At 72.7% G+C, this 14045-nt stretch carries 9 protein-coding genes, 1 pseudogene and 1 riboswitch; of the genes and pseudogenes, 4 read left to right on the forward strand and 6 right to left on the reverse strand.

Annotated features, from left to right (window positions below; translation table 11 throughout):
• Positions 1-365: pseudogene (locus tag ACZ4FH_RS24230) on the forward strand (coagulation factor 5/8 type domain-containing protein); the annotation flags it as partial.
• 72 nt (positions 366-437) lie between these two features.
• On the opposite strand, the gene ACZ4FH_RS24235 reads toward ACZ4FH_RS24230, so the two are convergent.
• Positions 438-3038 carry a SpoIIE family protein phosphatase gene (locus tag ACZ4FH_RS24235; protein WP_467307571.1) on the reverse strand — a complete coding sequence of 867 codons (2601 nt, stop codon included), beginning with the start codon at positions 3036-3038 and terminating at the stop codon, positions 438-440.
• Positions 3039-3557: 519 nt separating this feature from the next.
• On the opposite strand from ACZ4FH_RS24235, the gene ACZ4FH_RS24240 reads away from it, so the two are divergent.
• Positions 3558-4892 (forward strand): geranylgeranyl reductase family protein, encoded by a 1335-nt coding sequence (locus ACZ4FH_RS24240; protein WP_467307302.1) that lies wholly within the window; start codon positions 3558-3560, stop codon positions 4890-4892.
• On the opposite strand, the gene ACZ4FH_RS24245 is transcribed toward ACZ4FH_RS24240, so the two are convergent.
• Positions 4843-7395 carry a SpoIIE family protein phosphatase gene (locus tag ACZ4FH_RS24245; protein WP_467307304.1) on the reverse strand — a complete coding sequence of 851 codons (2553 nt, stop codon included), beginning with the start codon at positions 7393-7395 and terminating at the stop codon, positions 4843-4845. The genes ACZ4FH_RS24240 and ACZ4FH_RS24245 overlap by 50 nt on opposite strands.
• Before the next feature lie 135 nt (positions 7396-7530).
• On the opposite strand from ACZ4FH_RS24245, the gene ACZ4FH_RS24250 reads away from it, so the two are divergent.
• Both ACZ4FH_RS24250 and ACZ4FH_RS24255 read left to right on the forward strand, forming a co-directional pair.
• Positions 7531-7701 carry a hypothetical protein gene (locus ACZ4FH_RS24250; RefSeq protein WP_383637005.1) on the forward strand — a complete coding sequence of 57 codons (171 nt, stop codon included), beginning with the start codon at positions 7531-7533 and terminating at the stop codon, positions 7699-7701.
• 127 nt (positions 7702-7828) lie between these two features.
• Entirely contained in the window at positions 7829-9469 is a 1641-nt protein-coding gene (locus tag ACZ4FH_RS24255; RefSeq protein ID WP_467307306.1) for a GMC oxidoreductase, read from the forward strand.
• Between the two features lie 95 nt (positions 9470-9564).
• Here ACZ4FH_RS24255 and ACZ4FH_RS24260 read toward each other — a convergent pair whose 3' ends face one another.
• From ACZ4FH_RS24260 to ACZ4FH_RS24275, 4 genes are all read right to left on the reverse strand, one after another.
• On the reverse strand, positions 9565-10044 hold the full coding sequence (locus tag ACZ4FH_RS24260; RefSeq protein ID WP_467307308.1) for a carboxymuconolactone decarboxylase family protein: 480 nt from the start codon (positions 10042-10044) through the stop codon (positions 9565-9567).
• Positions 10041-11120, reverse strand: a complete 1080-nt coding sequence (locus ACZ4FH_RS24265; protein ID WP_467307310.1) for an NAD(P)H-dependent amine dehydrogenase family protein — start codon at positions 11118-11120, stop codon at positions 10041-10043. The genes ACZ4FH_RS24260 and ACZ4FH_RS24265 overlap by 4 nt, the downstream gene beginning before the upstream one ends.
• A 110-nt stretch (positions 11121-11230) precedes the next feature.
• Complete coding sequence (locus ACZ4FH_RS24270; RefSeq protein WP_467307311.1) at positions 11231-12709, reverse strand: FG-GAP repeat protein; 1479 nt, start codon at positions 12707-12709, stop codon at positions 11231-11233.
• A 209-nt stretch (positions 12710-12918) separates the two neighbouring features.
• A complete protein-coding gene (locus ACZ4FH_RS24275; RefSeq protein WP_467307313.1) occupies positions 12919-13815 on the reverse strand; it encodes a LysM peptidoglycan-binding domain-containing protein in 897 nt (298 codons plus the stop codon).
• A 3-nt stretch (positions 13816-13818) separates the two neighbouring features.
• A riboswitch (cyclic di-AMP (ydaO/yuaA leader) is annotated at positions 13819-14004 on the reverse strand.
• Between the last annotated feature and the right edge of the window lie 41 nt (positions 14005-14045).

A 14045-nucleotide genomic window follows, 5' to 3' on the forward strand; every position in this document is an offset into this window, starting at 1 on the left:
ACGACGTCCGCTGGTCCGGCGAGCGGGGCAGGACGATCTTCTTCCAGAACGAGAAGTCCTACGACGCCCCCAACCAGGCCGCCGTCCAGAACGGCAGCACCAAGGGCTTCGCCGCCTACAAGGTCGACGACTCCGTCAACGAGCACGAGGGCTGGGGCCTGGGCAGCTACTGCTACTACAACGTCGACCCCACCATCCGCCAGGACCACGGCTTCGAAGCACCCGTCAAGCCCGGCGTGAAGTTCCACGACCTGCTCGTCGTCTCCCTCGGCGGCCAGGGCCAGTACGAACACGTCATCAACAACACCGGATCCCCCACCTCGGGCACCTCCACGGTCCCGTCCAACGTGGTGTCGTTCCCCTGACCCACAGGGATCCGCACCCCTTCGGGGCGTCCGCATGACGCGGGGCCCGGCAGCCGCTGCCGGGCCCCGCGCTCATATCAACGGCGCCGAGGGGGATCCGCCGAGCTTCTGCTCGGACCAGATGACCTTGCCGCGTTCGGTGTAACGGGTCCCCCAGCGCTCCGCGAACTGGGCGACCAGGAACAGTCCGCGCCCGCCCTCGTCCGTCGTCGCCGCGTAGCGCAGATGCGGCGAGGTGCTGCTGCAGTCGGCCACCTCGCAGATCAGGGCGCGGTCGTAGAGCAGGCGCACGGTGATCGGCTCGGTGCCGTAGCGGATGGCGTTGGTGACCAGTTCGCTGAGGATCAGTTCGGTGACGAAGGCCTCCTCGTCGAGTCCGTGGTCGTTGAGCCAGCGGATGGCCTCCTTGCGGACTCCGGCGACCGCGGCGGGGTCCGGGGCGACGTCCCACTGGACCCGGCGGGAGGGATCGAGGATGCGGGTGCGCGCCACCAGCAGGGCGACGTCGTCGCCGGGCCGGCTGGGCAGCATCGCCTCCAGCACGTCGTCGCAGGTCTCCTCCGGCGTGCGCACCTCACCGGCCAGGGCCGCGCGCAGCGCCTCCAGCCCCTCGTCGATGTCCCGGTCGCGCCGTTCGACCAGCCCGTCCGTGTAGAGCACCAGCCGGCTGCCCTCGGGCACCTCCAGCTCCGTGGCCTGGAAGGGCATGCCGCCGATGCCGAGCGGCAGACCGGGCGGGATGTCGGGGAAGCGCACGGTGCCGTCCGGCAGGACGAGGGCGGGGCCGGGATGACCGGCCCGAGCCACCGCGCAGCGCCCCGAGACCGCGTCGTAGATCGCGTACAGGCAGGTCGCCCCGGTGATCGCGCCCGCGCCGTCCTCCTCGTCCTGGTCCATCCGCACGACGAGTTCGTCGAGGTGGCCGAGGAGTTCGTCCGGGGGGAGGTCCAGCGTGGAGAAGTTGTGCACCGTGGTGCGCAGCCGCCCCATGGTGGCCGCGGCGTGCAGTCCGTGGCCGACGACGTCACCGACGACGAGGGCGACCCGGGCGCCGGAGAGCGGGATCACGTCGAACCAGTCCCCGCCGACGCCCGCCTGCGCCGGGAGGTAGCGGTAGGCCACGTCCAGGGCGTTCTGCTCGGGCAGACCGCTGGGGAGCAGGCTCCGCTGGAGGGTGACCGCCATCTGGTGCTCGCGGGTGTAGCGCCGGGCGTTGTCCACGCTGACCGCCGCCCGCGCCACCAGTTCCTCGGCGAAGGAGAGGTCCTCGTCGTCGAAGGGGGTCTCGGTCCCGGCACGCCAGAAGTTGGCCATGCCGAGGATGACCCCGCGCGCGTGCAGCGGGACGGAGAGCAGCGAGTGGAATCCGTGGGCCAGGATCCGTTCGGCCTGCTCGGGGTCGGCTTCGCGCCACTGCCGCGATGTGGTGAGGTCGGGCACCATCCAGGTGTGGCCGCCGCTGGTGCCGAGGCCCTCGGCACTGGTCGGCACGAAGCCGATGACCCGGCCGAGCGGATAGACCGGGAGGTCGGGCCCGGTGCCCCGCACGGCGGTGCGCCGCATGTCGAGCACGTCCCCGGAGGGCCCCTCGGGCTCCTCCCCGCGCACCACGGCGTCGGCGAGGTCGACGGTGACGCAGTCGGCGAATCCGGGCGCGGCCACGTCCGCGAGTTCCTGTGCGGTGGTGGTGACGTCGAGGGTGGTGCCGATCCGGGCCCCGGCCCGGTAGAGGAGGAGCAGCCGTTCCCGTACGGTTTCGGCGCGGCCGGTGACGGCCTGGAGTTCGGTGGTGTCCCGGAGGGTGGCGACCGTGCCGGGCTGGCCGCCGCGTTCACCGGTGCGGCGCAGGTTGACGGCGAGGAGCCGGTTCCCCGCGGGGCGCAGTTCGTCGGTGGCGCCGTGCCCGGAGGCCAGCAGGGCGGCGGTGCGCGGGTCCAGTCCCAGATCGTTGACGTCCCGGCCGTCGGCGTCGGCGGGCAGGTTCAGGAGGCGGCGTGCCTCGTCGTTGGCGAGGACGAGACGGCCGTCCGCGTCGATGATGAGGACGCCCTCGCGCACGGCGTGCAGCACCGCGTCGTGGTGTTCGTACATCCGGGTCATCTCGGCGGGTCCCAGGCCGCGCGTCTGGCGTCCCAGGCGCCGGCTCACCAGAGCGGCGCCGCCCGCCGTGAGGGCGAGGGCGATCACGGCCGCGCCCAGGGCGAAGGGGACGCTGGGGTAGGCGAGCCGGTTCACGGTCTCGACCTTGATGCCGACCGAGACCAGTCCGGCCGGGGTGCCGTCGCGGCGGTCCACGGGCACCACGGCGTTGACGGAGAGGCCCCTGCTGGCCTTGATGGTGCGGGTGATGCCCTCGCCCTCCAGGGCCGGTTTGTACGGGCCGATGATGGTCTTCCCGATCCGTGCGATGTCGGGGTGGGCGTAGATGATGCCGTTGGACCCGGCGACGACGACGTACTCCACTCCGGTGCTGCGCCGGATGGCCTCGGCGCGCGGCTGGAGCACGAGGGAGGGGTTGCGGCTGTCCAGGGCGGCCGCCACCCCGGGGGCGTTGGCGAAGGTCCGGGCGACGCTCAGCGACTGGGAGCGTGCCTCCTTCATGCTGTCGCGGCGGCCCTGGACGACGAGCGCGACGACGGCGGCCGCGACGAGCATCGCCACGATGCCCAGCATCAGGAAGAAGACCTGGCCGGCCACCGTGCGGACGCTGAAGAACGCGCGGAGCCTGCCGCCCCGGCCGGGGCGGGGGGCTTCGGGACGGGAGTTCCCGGGGCGGGAGGGCCCAGCCCCTTCACCGCCCGGGGGTCCGGTCTCCCGCCGATGCGGCTGCCGGGCCGAGCGGTGTATCCATGTCCGGAACCGACCTGTACCAGCCACATCTTCAGGTTTAACAACGATTTACGGCCTTCGCCTGTTCGGAAGCGATCACCCCTGCCCGCCGACGTGTGAACGGCTCACGGCCAGGGCATAGGACGGATTACCGACAGGAGGTGGTGTCCGTGGGCCGCATCAGGATCGTCCGACGTCCGCAGCTTCCCTCCAAACCGCCGCCACTCGACCTGCGCACTCCCTCCGGGCGCCCGCTGCCGTACTGACCGCCGGCGTCCGTCCGTCGCCCTCGGGGCCGCACTCCGTGCGGCCCCGAGGCGCGTTCCGGTGCCGGCCGGCACCGTCCCCCACGAAAGGCTTCCCATGCACGATGCGCACACGGACCGTTCCGCCCCGGACGAGGGCCCCGCGCCCGGTTCCCCCGGGGTCGCCGAGGAGGCCCGGGTGATCGTGGTGGGGGCGGGCCCGGCCGGCTCGTCCGCCGCGTTCCATCTGGCCTCGGCGGGGGTCGATGTGCTGCTTCTGGAGAAGTCCGACTTCCCCAGGGAGAAGGTCTGCGGGGACGGTCTCACCCCGCGCGCGGTCCATCAGCTGATCCGGATGGGCGTCGACATCGACGCGCCCGGATGGACCCGCTCGCGCGGGATGCGCTGGGTGGCCGGGAAGCACCAGGTGCACATCGACTGGCCCTCGCTGGGGGCGTACCCGGACTTCGGGCTCACCCGCAGCCGGCACGACTTCGACGACATCCTGGCCCGGCACGCGGTGGCGGCCGGGGCCCGGCTGCGGACCGGGGTGAAGGTCACGGGGCCGGTGACCGACGGCTCGGGCCGGATCACCGGGGTCACCGCGGTGGCCGGTTCCGGAAAGCCGGTCGTGCACCGCGCCCCGATCGTCGTCGCGGCCGACGGCGCCTCGGCGCGGATGGCCCTGGCGATGGGGCTGGAGCGCGACACCCGGCGGCAGATCGCCACGGCGGCGCGGCGCTACTACCGGAGCCCCGAGCGGTCCCGCGAGGAGTTCCTGGAGCTCTGGGCCGATCTCCGTTTCCCGCGCGGGGACGCCTATCTGCCGGGGTACGGCTGGATCTTCCCGATGGGCGACGGCCGGGTGAACGTCGGACTGGGGGCGCTCCCCCACCGCAGCCACGGCAAGGCCGATCTGCGTGCGACGCTGGACCGCTGGCTGGCGCGGACGCCGGAGGAGTGGGGGCTGCGCGAGGAGAACGCGGAGGGGCCGGTCCGCAGCGCCGCGCTGCCGCTCGGGTTCAACCGCCATCCGCTGTACACCCGGGGGCTCCTGCTGGTCGGCGACTCGGGCGGCATGGTCTCCCCCTGGAACGGGGAGGGCATCGGCCAGGCGCTGGAGGCGGGCGAGGTGGCCGCGGAGACGGCCGCGCTGGCCCTGGCCCTGCCGGCGGGCCCGCGACGGGAGCGGGCGCTGCACCATTACCCGGTGGAGATGAACCGCCGCTGGGGCCGCTACTACCGGCTCGGCAACACCGCGGCCGACCTGGTCTTCAGCCGGTCGGGGTTCCAGCCGCTCCTCAACCGCTATGTGATGGGCTCGCCCCGGCTCCTGGACGCGCTGGCCCGGCTGCTCACCAATCTCACCGAACGGCCCTCGCGGGACGCCGTGGACCATGTCCTCAACACGGCGGTGCGTCTCGTCCCCGCGCCCGGGGTGCGGCGCCGCTGAGGTCCGGGGGCCGGCGGGCGGCGAGCAGCAGGGCGATGTCGTCGGGGCGGTCCGGCTCCTGTCTGGCCCGGCCGATCACATGGTCGGCCGTGTCGGCCAGACAGGTCCCGTCGCACCCCTCGATGATGCGGCGCAGCCGTTCGACGCCGACGTCGATGTCGGTGCCCGCCTCCTCGACCATGCCGTCGGTGTAGAGGGCGAGAACGGCCCCGGGTTCCAGGTCCAGTGCGGTGACCGGGTAGACCGCGTCGGGGTCGACGCCGAGCACGATGCCGCCGGGCAGGTCCATGACCTGCGTGGTGCCGTCGGGGTGGCGCAGTACGGGTTGCGGATGGCCGGCCCGTACGGCGCACGCGGCGCCGGTCGCCGGGTCCAGGCTGATGTAGCAGCAGCTGGCGAACTGGCCGGGGTCGAGGTCGATGAGCAGCCGGTTGGTGCCGCTCATCACCTCCTGGGGGCCGTGCCCGCTGAGCGCGAACGCGCGTACGGCGCTGCGGAGCTGGCCCATGGTCGCGGCGGCGGCGACGCCGTGGCCCTGGACGTCCCCGATGACCAGGGCCAGCCTGCCGCCGGTCTCGATGACGTCGTACCAGTCGCCGCCGACGTCCATGCCCTGGGTGCCGGGGAGGTAGCGGCCCGCGGTCTCGACGCCTTCGACGACGGCGAGCCGCCGGGGCAGCAGGGCGTCCTGGAGCCCGCGGGCCAGGGCGGCCTCGGTGTCGTACCGCTGGGCCCGTTGCAGGGCCTGGGCGATCAGTCCGGCGAGGGCGGTGAGGACCGTACGTTCCTCCGGGCTGAAGCCGCGCGGCCGGTCGAAGCCGAGGATGCAGGAGCCGACGTGCCGGCCGGAGGCGATCAGCGGCAGGAAGGCCCTCGCTCCGTAGTCGGTGTCCATGGGCAGGCCGGGGTAGGCGGCGGCGAGCCGGTCCATGGACTCGTAGAAGAGCGGCCGGCCGGTGGTCAGCGTCTCGACGCCGGGGATGCGGACGTCCAGGCCGACGCCGTCGAACCGGTCGAGGAAGCCCTCGGGGAAGCCGGTCTCCCATTCCAGGTAGAGGTGGTGCTCCTTGAGCAGGTAGATGGCGAGCTGGCGGCCGCCGAAGGCGGGGAGCAGTTCGTCGGTGACCATGGCGGAGACCTGGCGGGCGGTGACGGCCTCGGTGAGGGCGATGGCGAGGGCGACCGGCCGGTAGAGGGCGGCGGAGCGGTCGGCCGGTGAGCCGAGGCCCAGTCCGGGCGAGGCGACGGAATCGGGGGTGTGCGCCGGCCGGTCGGTGGGGGTGAGGACGACGGTCAGGCCCTCGTTGCCCGGGTACAGGGAGACGGTCAGCCAGTCGGGCGGAGGGCGGCGCACCAGGAAGTGGACCGGGGCGTCGGAGATCATCGCGGAGCGGTACTGGTCCTCGTGCGCGGGGTCGGCGAGCCAGGGCACGACCTCCCAGAGGACCTGTCCGACCAGCGCGGACCTGGGCATGCCGAGGATCTTCTCGGCCGGCCGGTTGGCGTAGGTGATCCGGGCGAAACGGTCGAGCGAGAAGATGCCGGCCGGCAGCCGGTCGGCGGCCTCGGGGACGACCGGGGCGGTGCCGAGGTCCACGAGGAAGCCGGTGAGATGGGTGGTGGTGCCGGGACGGGCGGTGTTCGCCCGGCGCCCCGAGACCTCCAGCAGATGGGAGCGTCCGTCGGGGCCGCGCAGCCGCATCCGGCGGACGACCGGGCCGCGGGAGCCCTCGGCCCGGCGGGCCAGGGTCCACAGCCCGTAGACGTCCTCGGGGGCAAGCCGCGCGGCGAGCGCGTCGATGGTGCCGGGGAAGGAGTCGCGCTCGCTGCCGAGGATGGCGCAGAGTTCCTCGTCGGCGACCACGGCTCCGCTGCCGAGTTCCCAGTCGAAGCGGCCGATGCGCATGGGCGGCGAGCCGGCGGCGGGCAGCTGGACCGGGAGAGGCTCGTCGTCCCAGGTGGCCTCCGTCCCCGCGGACCGCAGTCCGGCCAGTGCGGAGCCGAGCCCTTCGGCGACGCCGCGCAGTCTGCGGCGGTCCGCGGTGCCGACGGGGCGGCCGGGGGTCGCCGCGCGCAGGACGACGAGGACCCCGACGGGCTCGCCGCCGGCCGAGACCGGGACGTAGAGCGAGCCGAACGGGAACGGCAGCCCCGCCATGAGCTGCGGGAAGCGGCGCATCGCCTCCTCGGTGTCGGCGAGGTGCACGGCGTGGCCGGAGCGGAAGGCCTCGGCAACGGGGAACGGGCGGTTCACATGCATCCGCCACCAGGGGCGGAACAGCCGGCCGGGCAGTCCGGCGAGGACGGCCAGCCGCAGGAGCCCGGGGCTCCGGGAGCGCAGATAGACGCCTCCGGCCTGTCCGCCGGCGGCCTCGATCGCGTTCACCACGGCCTGTGCGAGGACCAGCGACAGTTCGTCGGGCGCCCGGGTGTCGTCCTTCTCGCCGGGGCGGCCCTGACTGCCGGCCGGTGCGGTGCGCCGGGCCGTGCCGTACCGGGTCACACCGCCAGCATGCGCCAGGGGCGCCGCGACGCGCTATTCGGCGGAGGGGGCGGGGCCCACCGGCATGCGGGGGTTCGTCCGTCGTGCGAATCTGAAGGGTGCCCGTCGTCCGCGATCCGTCGAGGAGGCACGATCATGGGCAAGAAGCAGAGCCGGCAGAACCGCGGCGCCCGCACCGGGGGCCACGCGTACGGCGCGCCCTCGGAGAGCAAGGACCAGAAGTCCACCGACCAGGCGTCCGACCCGGCGAAGGCGATCTCCGAGCAGGTCTCCCACAAGCGCGAACGGAAGTTCGGCCACAACTGACCCGGGAGCCCCGCGCGACCGGTCCGGAAGCCCGTGCGACAGGGAAATTACTCTCAGGTATGTAGTGACTTCTCACGCATGCGCCAGTAGAACTCGTTCCCATTCGAGTGAGAGTGAGGAACGTCACATGGCGGCTGCAAGCTTACCGGACAAGGAGTCCAGCGGAGTATCCCGTCGCGGATTCATCGCGAGAACAGGTTTCATTCTGGGGGCGGCGGCGCTCTCCACGAGCGCCACCGCCCCCCGGGCGCGTGGGCGTACGGCCCCGGTCATCGGCAACGGGCAGCAGGTTCCGGTCCTGGTGATCGGCACCGGCTACGGCGGCTCGGTGGCCGCACTGCGCCTGGCCCTCGCCGGGGTCGACGTCCACATGGTCGAGATGGGGATGGCCTGGGACACCCCGGGGCCGGACGGCAAGATCTTCGCCAACACCACCTCGCCCGACGCGCGTTCGTACTGGCTGCGCACCAGGACCAAGCAGCCCCTCAGCAACTTCCTCGGCTTCCCGATCGACCGGTCGATCCCGCGCTACACCGGGATTCTGGACGCCGAGGAGTTCAGCGGGATCACGGTGTACCAGGGGCGCGGCGTCGGCGGCGGCTCACTGGTAAACGGCGGCATGGCCGTCACCCCCAAACGGGAGAACTTCGGCGCCATCCTGCCCACGGTGAACGCCGACGAGATGTACGCGACGTACTACCCGCGTGCCAACGCCGGTCTCGGCGTCTCCACCGTCGACCCGGCGTGGTTCGAGACGGCCGACTGCTACAAGTACGCCCGGGTCGGCCGCAAGCACGCCCAACGCTCCGGTTTCCCCTTCGTCTTCGTGCCCGATGTGTACGACTGGGACTACATGGAGCAAGAGGCGGCCGGCACGGTCCCGAAGTCGGCGCTGGCCGGAGAGATCCTGTACGGCAACAACTACGGCAAGAAGTCGCTCCAGAAGACCTATCTGGCGCAGGCCGCGGCGACGGGCCGGGTGACCGTCTCACCGCTGCACCAGGTGACCTCGGTCGCCCCCGCGCCGGGCGGCGGCTACACCGTCGTCATCGACGAACTGCGCACCGACGGAAGCGTCGCGGGCACCAAGACCGTCACGGCGGGCAAGGTGTTCTTCGCGGCGGGCAGTGTCGGCACCAGCAAACTGCTGACCCGGTTCAGGGCGACCGGGCTGCTGCCCGGTCTGAACGACGCGGTCGGAGCGGGCTGGGGCGACAACGGGAACGTCATGTGCGGGCGGGCCAACCACCTATGGGACCCGACCGGTTCGGTCCAGGCCAGCATCCCGTGCGGCGGGATCGACAACTGGGCGGCCGGGGGCGCGTTCGCCGAGGTGGCGCCCCTGCCGACCGGGATCGAGACCTTCGCCTCGTTCTATCTGTCCATCACCAAAAACCCGCACCGCGCACGGTTCACCTGGAACGCCGCGGCGGGCCGGGTCGACCTCGACTGGCAGACCGCGTGGAAGCAGCCGTCCATCGACATGGCGAAGACGATCTTCGACAGGATCAACTCCAAGGAGGGGACGATCTACCGCACCGATCTCTTCGGCGTCTACAAGATCTGGGGCGACCACCTCACGTACCATCCGCTCGGCGGCGCCGTCCTCGGCGAGGCCACCGACAACTACGGCCGTCTGCACGGCCATCCGGGGCTGTACGTCATCGACGGCGCGCTGATCCCGGGCAACACCAGCGTCAACCCGTTCGTCACCATCACGGCGCTCGCCGAACGGAACATCGAGAAGATCATCGCCACCGATCTGTGACCGCCGGACCGGGACGCGAACCGGCCCCCGCCCCGCGGTGACCGGCCCTCCCCCACGGTTCCGCGCCGCGACCGGGCTGTCCGCCGGCAGCCCGTTCAGTGGCCCGGCAGCACGCACACCGCGTCGAGTCCGAGCACATGGTTGAGCCGGCCGAACGCCAGCCAGGACCCGATGCTCATGCTCAGTTCCACGATCTCGCGCTGGCTGTACCGCGCCGTCATCCGCGCCCAGAACGCCTCGTCGAGACCGTGGTGGTCCAGCGCGTACCGCTCGGCGTACTCGGCGGCGAGGCGGGTCCGTTCGTCGAAGGCCTCCGTGGTGCGCCATTCGGTCACCGCGTCGGCGAACTCCTCCTCGACCTTTCGCCCGTCGCGTTCGGTGCGCCAGTCCAGGCAGAACAGACAGCCGTTGATCTGCGCGATGCGCAGCCGGGCGGCCTCGAACTCGCGCAGCCCCAGCGTGGTGTGCTCGTACACCGACAGCGAGAAGTTCGCGGCGGCCGTGCCGATGCCGGGGACCATGTCGCCCCAGACGTAGCCGATGGGCTCCTGGCCCTCGGGGATGTCGATGATCACGGCTGTTTCCTTCCCAGTCGGCCGGTCGCGGGGCGCAGCGGCACGTCGAGTGCGTCGTAGAGCCCGGGTTCCGCCTCCACCAGCCAGTCGATGGCGTTGACGAGCCGGCCGACGGCGGTGGCGTTGCCGCCCGCCGAGCGGTTCTCCCCCTCGTCGCTCGCCTCGACGGTGACCTCGATGCGGGGGCGGCCCTCGACGATCACCCGGTGGGCGCCGGAACCGTCGGGCGGGGACGGCCAGTCGGGTGCGCAGGAGGGGTGGATACGGGTGATGTGCTCGATGACGATGCGGGGTTCGCCCCCGACGATGCCCTGCACCTCGAAGCGGACGGCGCCCTGGGTGCCCGCCTCGAACACGCCCATGGTGCGGGTGGTGACGGTCGTCTCCAGGGCTCTGCGGGCCATCGTCTCGCGGATGTCGTCGAGTTCGACGCCGAGCGCCCGTGCCATCAGGCGTATCTGACCGCCCCACACCATGGTCGGGACGGAGGGGGCGAGCATCAGCGGCTCGTACTCCATGGGGTGTCCCATGCCGATGAGGTCGCGTACGGAGTCGGGCTGGTCGTACGTGGAGTAGTCGAAGATCTCCTGGCAGCGGATGGCGTCCACGGTGGTGCCGAGCCCGCTGATCAGCAGGGGCAGTACGTCGTTGCCCCAGCCGGGATCGACGCCGGAGACGAAGAGGGAGCCGCCCCCGCCGGCGACGGCGGCGAGCACCGGTTCGCGCAGTTCGGGCGGGGCGCCGCGCTGGTCGTAGAGGGCGTAGAGGGCGGGGGTGACGACGACGGAGCCGCCGGCGACGGCCCGGGTGATGTCGGCCAGGGCCTCGTCGGGGCGGATGTCGCCGGAGGCCGCGTAGACGACGGCCCGGGGGGCGGTGGCGAGCACCGCGTCGATGTCGTCGGTCGCCGTGACGCCGAGATCGCGGTCGAGACCGGCCAGCCGGCCGGCGTCGCGGCCCCTCTTGGCGGGGTCGTGGACGAGGACATGGGCGAGCTTCAGGGCCGGATGCGCGTCGACGGCGCGGATGGCCGCGCGGCCGACGTTGCCGGTGCCCCACACCACCGTGGGAATCATGCGGCGGAGGGTAGCGCGCGGGATGAAAGGTTCATAGTGCCGTCGCGCACCGGATTCAGCGGGTGCCGGGCGGCCTTCCGGAGCCGCCCGGTCCGCTCTCCCGGGCGCTGCTACTCGTCGATGGCTCCGCCGTACCCGGCGCCCTTCTCCGCGCCCCCGAAGGTGCCCGCGTCGAAGGTGCGGGAGCCGGTGGCCGTCACGCCGCCGGGGCCGGCCGGCAGGATCCAGACGATGCCGTCGCCCGCGTTCTCCCCCGGTGCGGCGGCGAGCAGGGCGGCCCGTCCGTCGCCGTCGTCGTCGGACAGCCGGACCTGGCCGCCCCAGCGGTCGCCCCGTTCCGCGGCGCCCGGGATGCCGGGCGCGTCCTGGTCCCAGGAGGCGGCGCCGATGGCGGTCAGCCCCTGGGCCGAGCCGCGCAGCAGCCAGACGGCGCCCGCGTCGGCGACCGTGCCGATGTCCTCGCCGGGCGCCCCGATCGCCACGTCGGCGAAGCCGTCCCCGTCGGTGTCCGCGACGGAGAGGTCGGCGCCCCAGCCGTCGCCCGCCTCCGCTCCGCCGGGGACGCCGGGGGTGTCCTGGGTCCACCACACGGGCGGGGTGCCGGGACCGCCGGCGCCGACCGGGCCGTCCCCGGCGCTGCCGTGGTACACGCCGACGACCCCGCCGGTCGTGGTGGCGCCGCCGTCGTCGGGGCTGTGCGGCTCCCCGGTGACGAGGTCGTCGTAGCCGTCGTGGTCGAGGTCGCCGGAGGCGACGGCGGGGCCGCCGCGCAGGTCGTGGTCGAAGCGCAGTCCCTGGACCTCGCCGAGCAGGACGGCGGAGCGGCCGTGCCCCGGTTCGGTGCCCGTGGTGACGCCGGACACGACGAGGTCGGCGAGGCCGTTGCCGTCGTAGTCCCCGGTGGTCAGGGCCCGGGGCGCGATTTCGTGCCCGGGGGTGCCGGGGACACGGTCGGTGCGGGTGGCGGGCGCCGTACGGGTCCGCTCGTCGTACTGGAACAGGGTGAGGTCGGCGCGGTCGATGACGGCGAGCTGGTCGCCGGGGATGTCGGGGCTGAAACGGGCCGCGGCGAGAGCGCTGCCGAAGGCGGCCCCGGCAGCGGGTGCCTGGGCCTGCAACCAGGCGCTGTCCGTACCGGAGAGGCCGGTGGGCGATCCCCAGAGGACGACGGCACCACCGGCGTCGGCCAGTGGCTCGATGTCCTCGCCGGGCACGCCCACGACCGCGTCGGCGTACCCGTCGCTGTCGAGGTCCCCGGTGGCCAGGGCCCGGCCGAAACCGTCGCCGGTCTCGGCGGCGCCGGGGACGCCGGGGGTGTTCTGGTCGAGGACGGCGCCCCGGACCGTGCCGATGCCGTCGGGGCCGCCGTACTGCACGGTGACGTAACCGGCGCCGGTGCGGCCGCCGGCCGTGCCGCCGGGGGCGCCGATGAGGACGTCCTCGTAACCGTCGCCGTTGAAGTCCGTGGCGCGGTCGCCCGCGCGGAGGCCGGCGGAGGGGCCGGCGTGGGCCGGGGGCGCGGCGACGGCGGCCCCGGACAGCAGGAGGAACGAGGCCGCGACGACGGCGGCGGGACGGTGGGTGCGCACGAGCGGCTCCTCGGCTCGAAGGCGACCGGGCGGAGTCCGAAGGGGGGTGGCCGGGAAGGGCCCGTCACCCTCCTGGCGCCGTGTTCGACGGCCGGTGCGGCACAAGGGTTGTACGGCACATGCGGACAGGGGTGGCAAGGAGCGGGTCCGCTCCCTGCCACCCCTGTTCATGCCCGGCTGTGCGGGCGGGTGACGTGTGTCCCGGTGGCTCAGTAGGCGCCGAAGACGTTGTCGATCGAGCCGTACGTCGCGGCGGCGTAGTTGCACGCGGCGGTGATGTTGGCGACCGGGTCGTAGATGTCCAGCGAGGTGCCGGAGACGTGGTACGCGTCGAAGGTGGGCTGGATCACCTGCAGCAGGCCCTTGGACGGGGTGCCGGCGACGGCGTTGGAGTCCCAGTTGTTGATGGCCTGGGGGTTGCCCGTCGACTCCCGCATGATGTTGCGGTAGATGCCGTCGTAGCTGCCGGGGATGCCGTGCTCGGCCATGACGGCGAGGGATTCCTTGATCCAGCCGTCGAGGTCGTTGGTGTACGTGGTGGCGGTCTTCTCCGCGACGGGCGCGGCGGCGACGGTCTCCTCGGCGACGGGGGCGGCCGTCGTGCGCTCGGAGCGGTCGGCGCGGTCGGTGTTCTCGGCGCGGTCGGCCGAGGCCTCCGCCTTCTTCTCCACCGGCTTCTCGGCCTTCTCGGCCTTGAATTCGGCACCGGTCTCAGCCTTGGGCGCGGCTGCCTCGGAGGTGGCGCCGACGACGAGCTTCAGACCGGGGTGGATGAGGTCGGGGTTGGATCCGACGACGCTCCGGTTGTCCTTGTACAGACGCTCCCAGCCACCGCTGAGGGAATGCCCCTGGGCGATCTTGTAGAGCGAATCGCCGGAGACCACGGAATAGGTCGTGGGCGCGGCCTTGCGCACGGCGATTTCCTTGCCGGCGAAGGAAGTCGGGGCCGCGGCCTTTTCGGCGACGACGGTCTTGGCGGGGGCGGCGGAGGCCGATCCGGCGGCGATCAGGGGAAGTGCGAGAACGACTCCACCCGTGCTCACGGCGATGAAGCCGCGGGTCAGGGCGGTGGACTTGGCACGACGGTGCTTACCCACGATGGGCATGGCGCTTTTCCTCTCCGTCGCCTGCGAGGTGAGCTGTCGGGTTCGGACTGGAGATGTCCGGTCGCACAAGGCGACTTCACCCCTAGCCGTTCCGGATTTCCGGACCGGCGGCAAACCTGGTTCCCCCGCTCCTGCCGTACGTGTGTGGTCGGGTGTCCGGACGGCGGCAGGATTCGGCGTTCCATCCGGATGGACCGTGACCGTAAGCGAGAAAGTCCGGGCCGAACAAG

The organism is Streptomyces sp. NPDC024555 (assembly GCF_055559335.1).

Excerpts from the sequence above, each read along its gene's own strand:
- ACZ4FH_RS24265 (WP_467307310.1), bottom strand. The coding sequence starts at position 11,120 with ATGATTCCCACGGTGGTGTGGGGCACCGGCAACGTCGGCCGCGCGGCC.
- ACZ4FH_RS24235 (WP_467307571.1), bottom strand. The coding sequence starts at position 3,038 with ATGCTGGGCATCGTGGCGATGCTCGTCGCGGCCGCCGTCGTCGCGCTC.
- ACZ4FH_RS24250 (WP_383637005.1), top strand. The coding sequence starts at position 7,531 with ATGGGCAAGAAGCAGAGCCGGCAGAACCGCGGCGCCCGCACCGGGGGC.
- ACZ4FH_RS24275 (WP_467307313.1), bottom strand. The coding sequence starts at position 13,815 with ATGCCCATCGTGGGTAAGCACCGTCGTGCCAAGTCCACCGCCCTGACC.
- ACZ4FH_RS24255 (WP_467307306.1), top strand. The coding sequence starts at position 7,829 with ATGGCGGCTGCAAGCTTACCGGACAAGGAGTCCAGCGGAGTATCCCGT.
- ACZ4FH_RS24240 (WP_467307302.1), top strand. The coding sequence starts at position 3,558 with ATGCACGATGCGCACACGGACCGTTCCGCCCCGGACGAGGGCCCCGCG.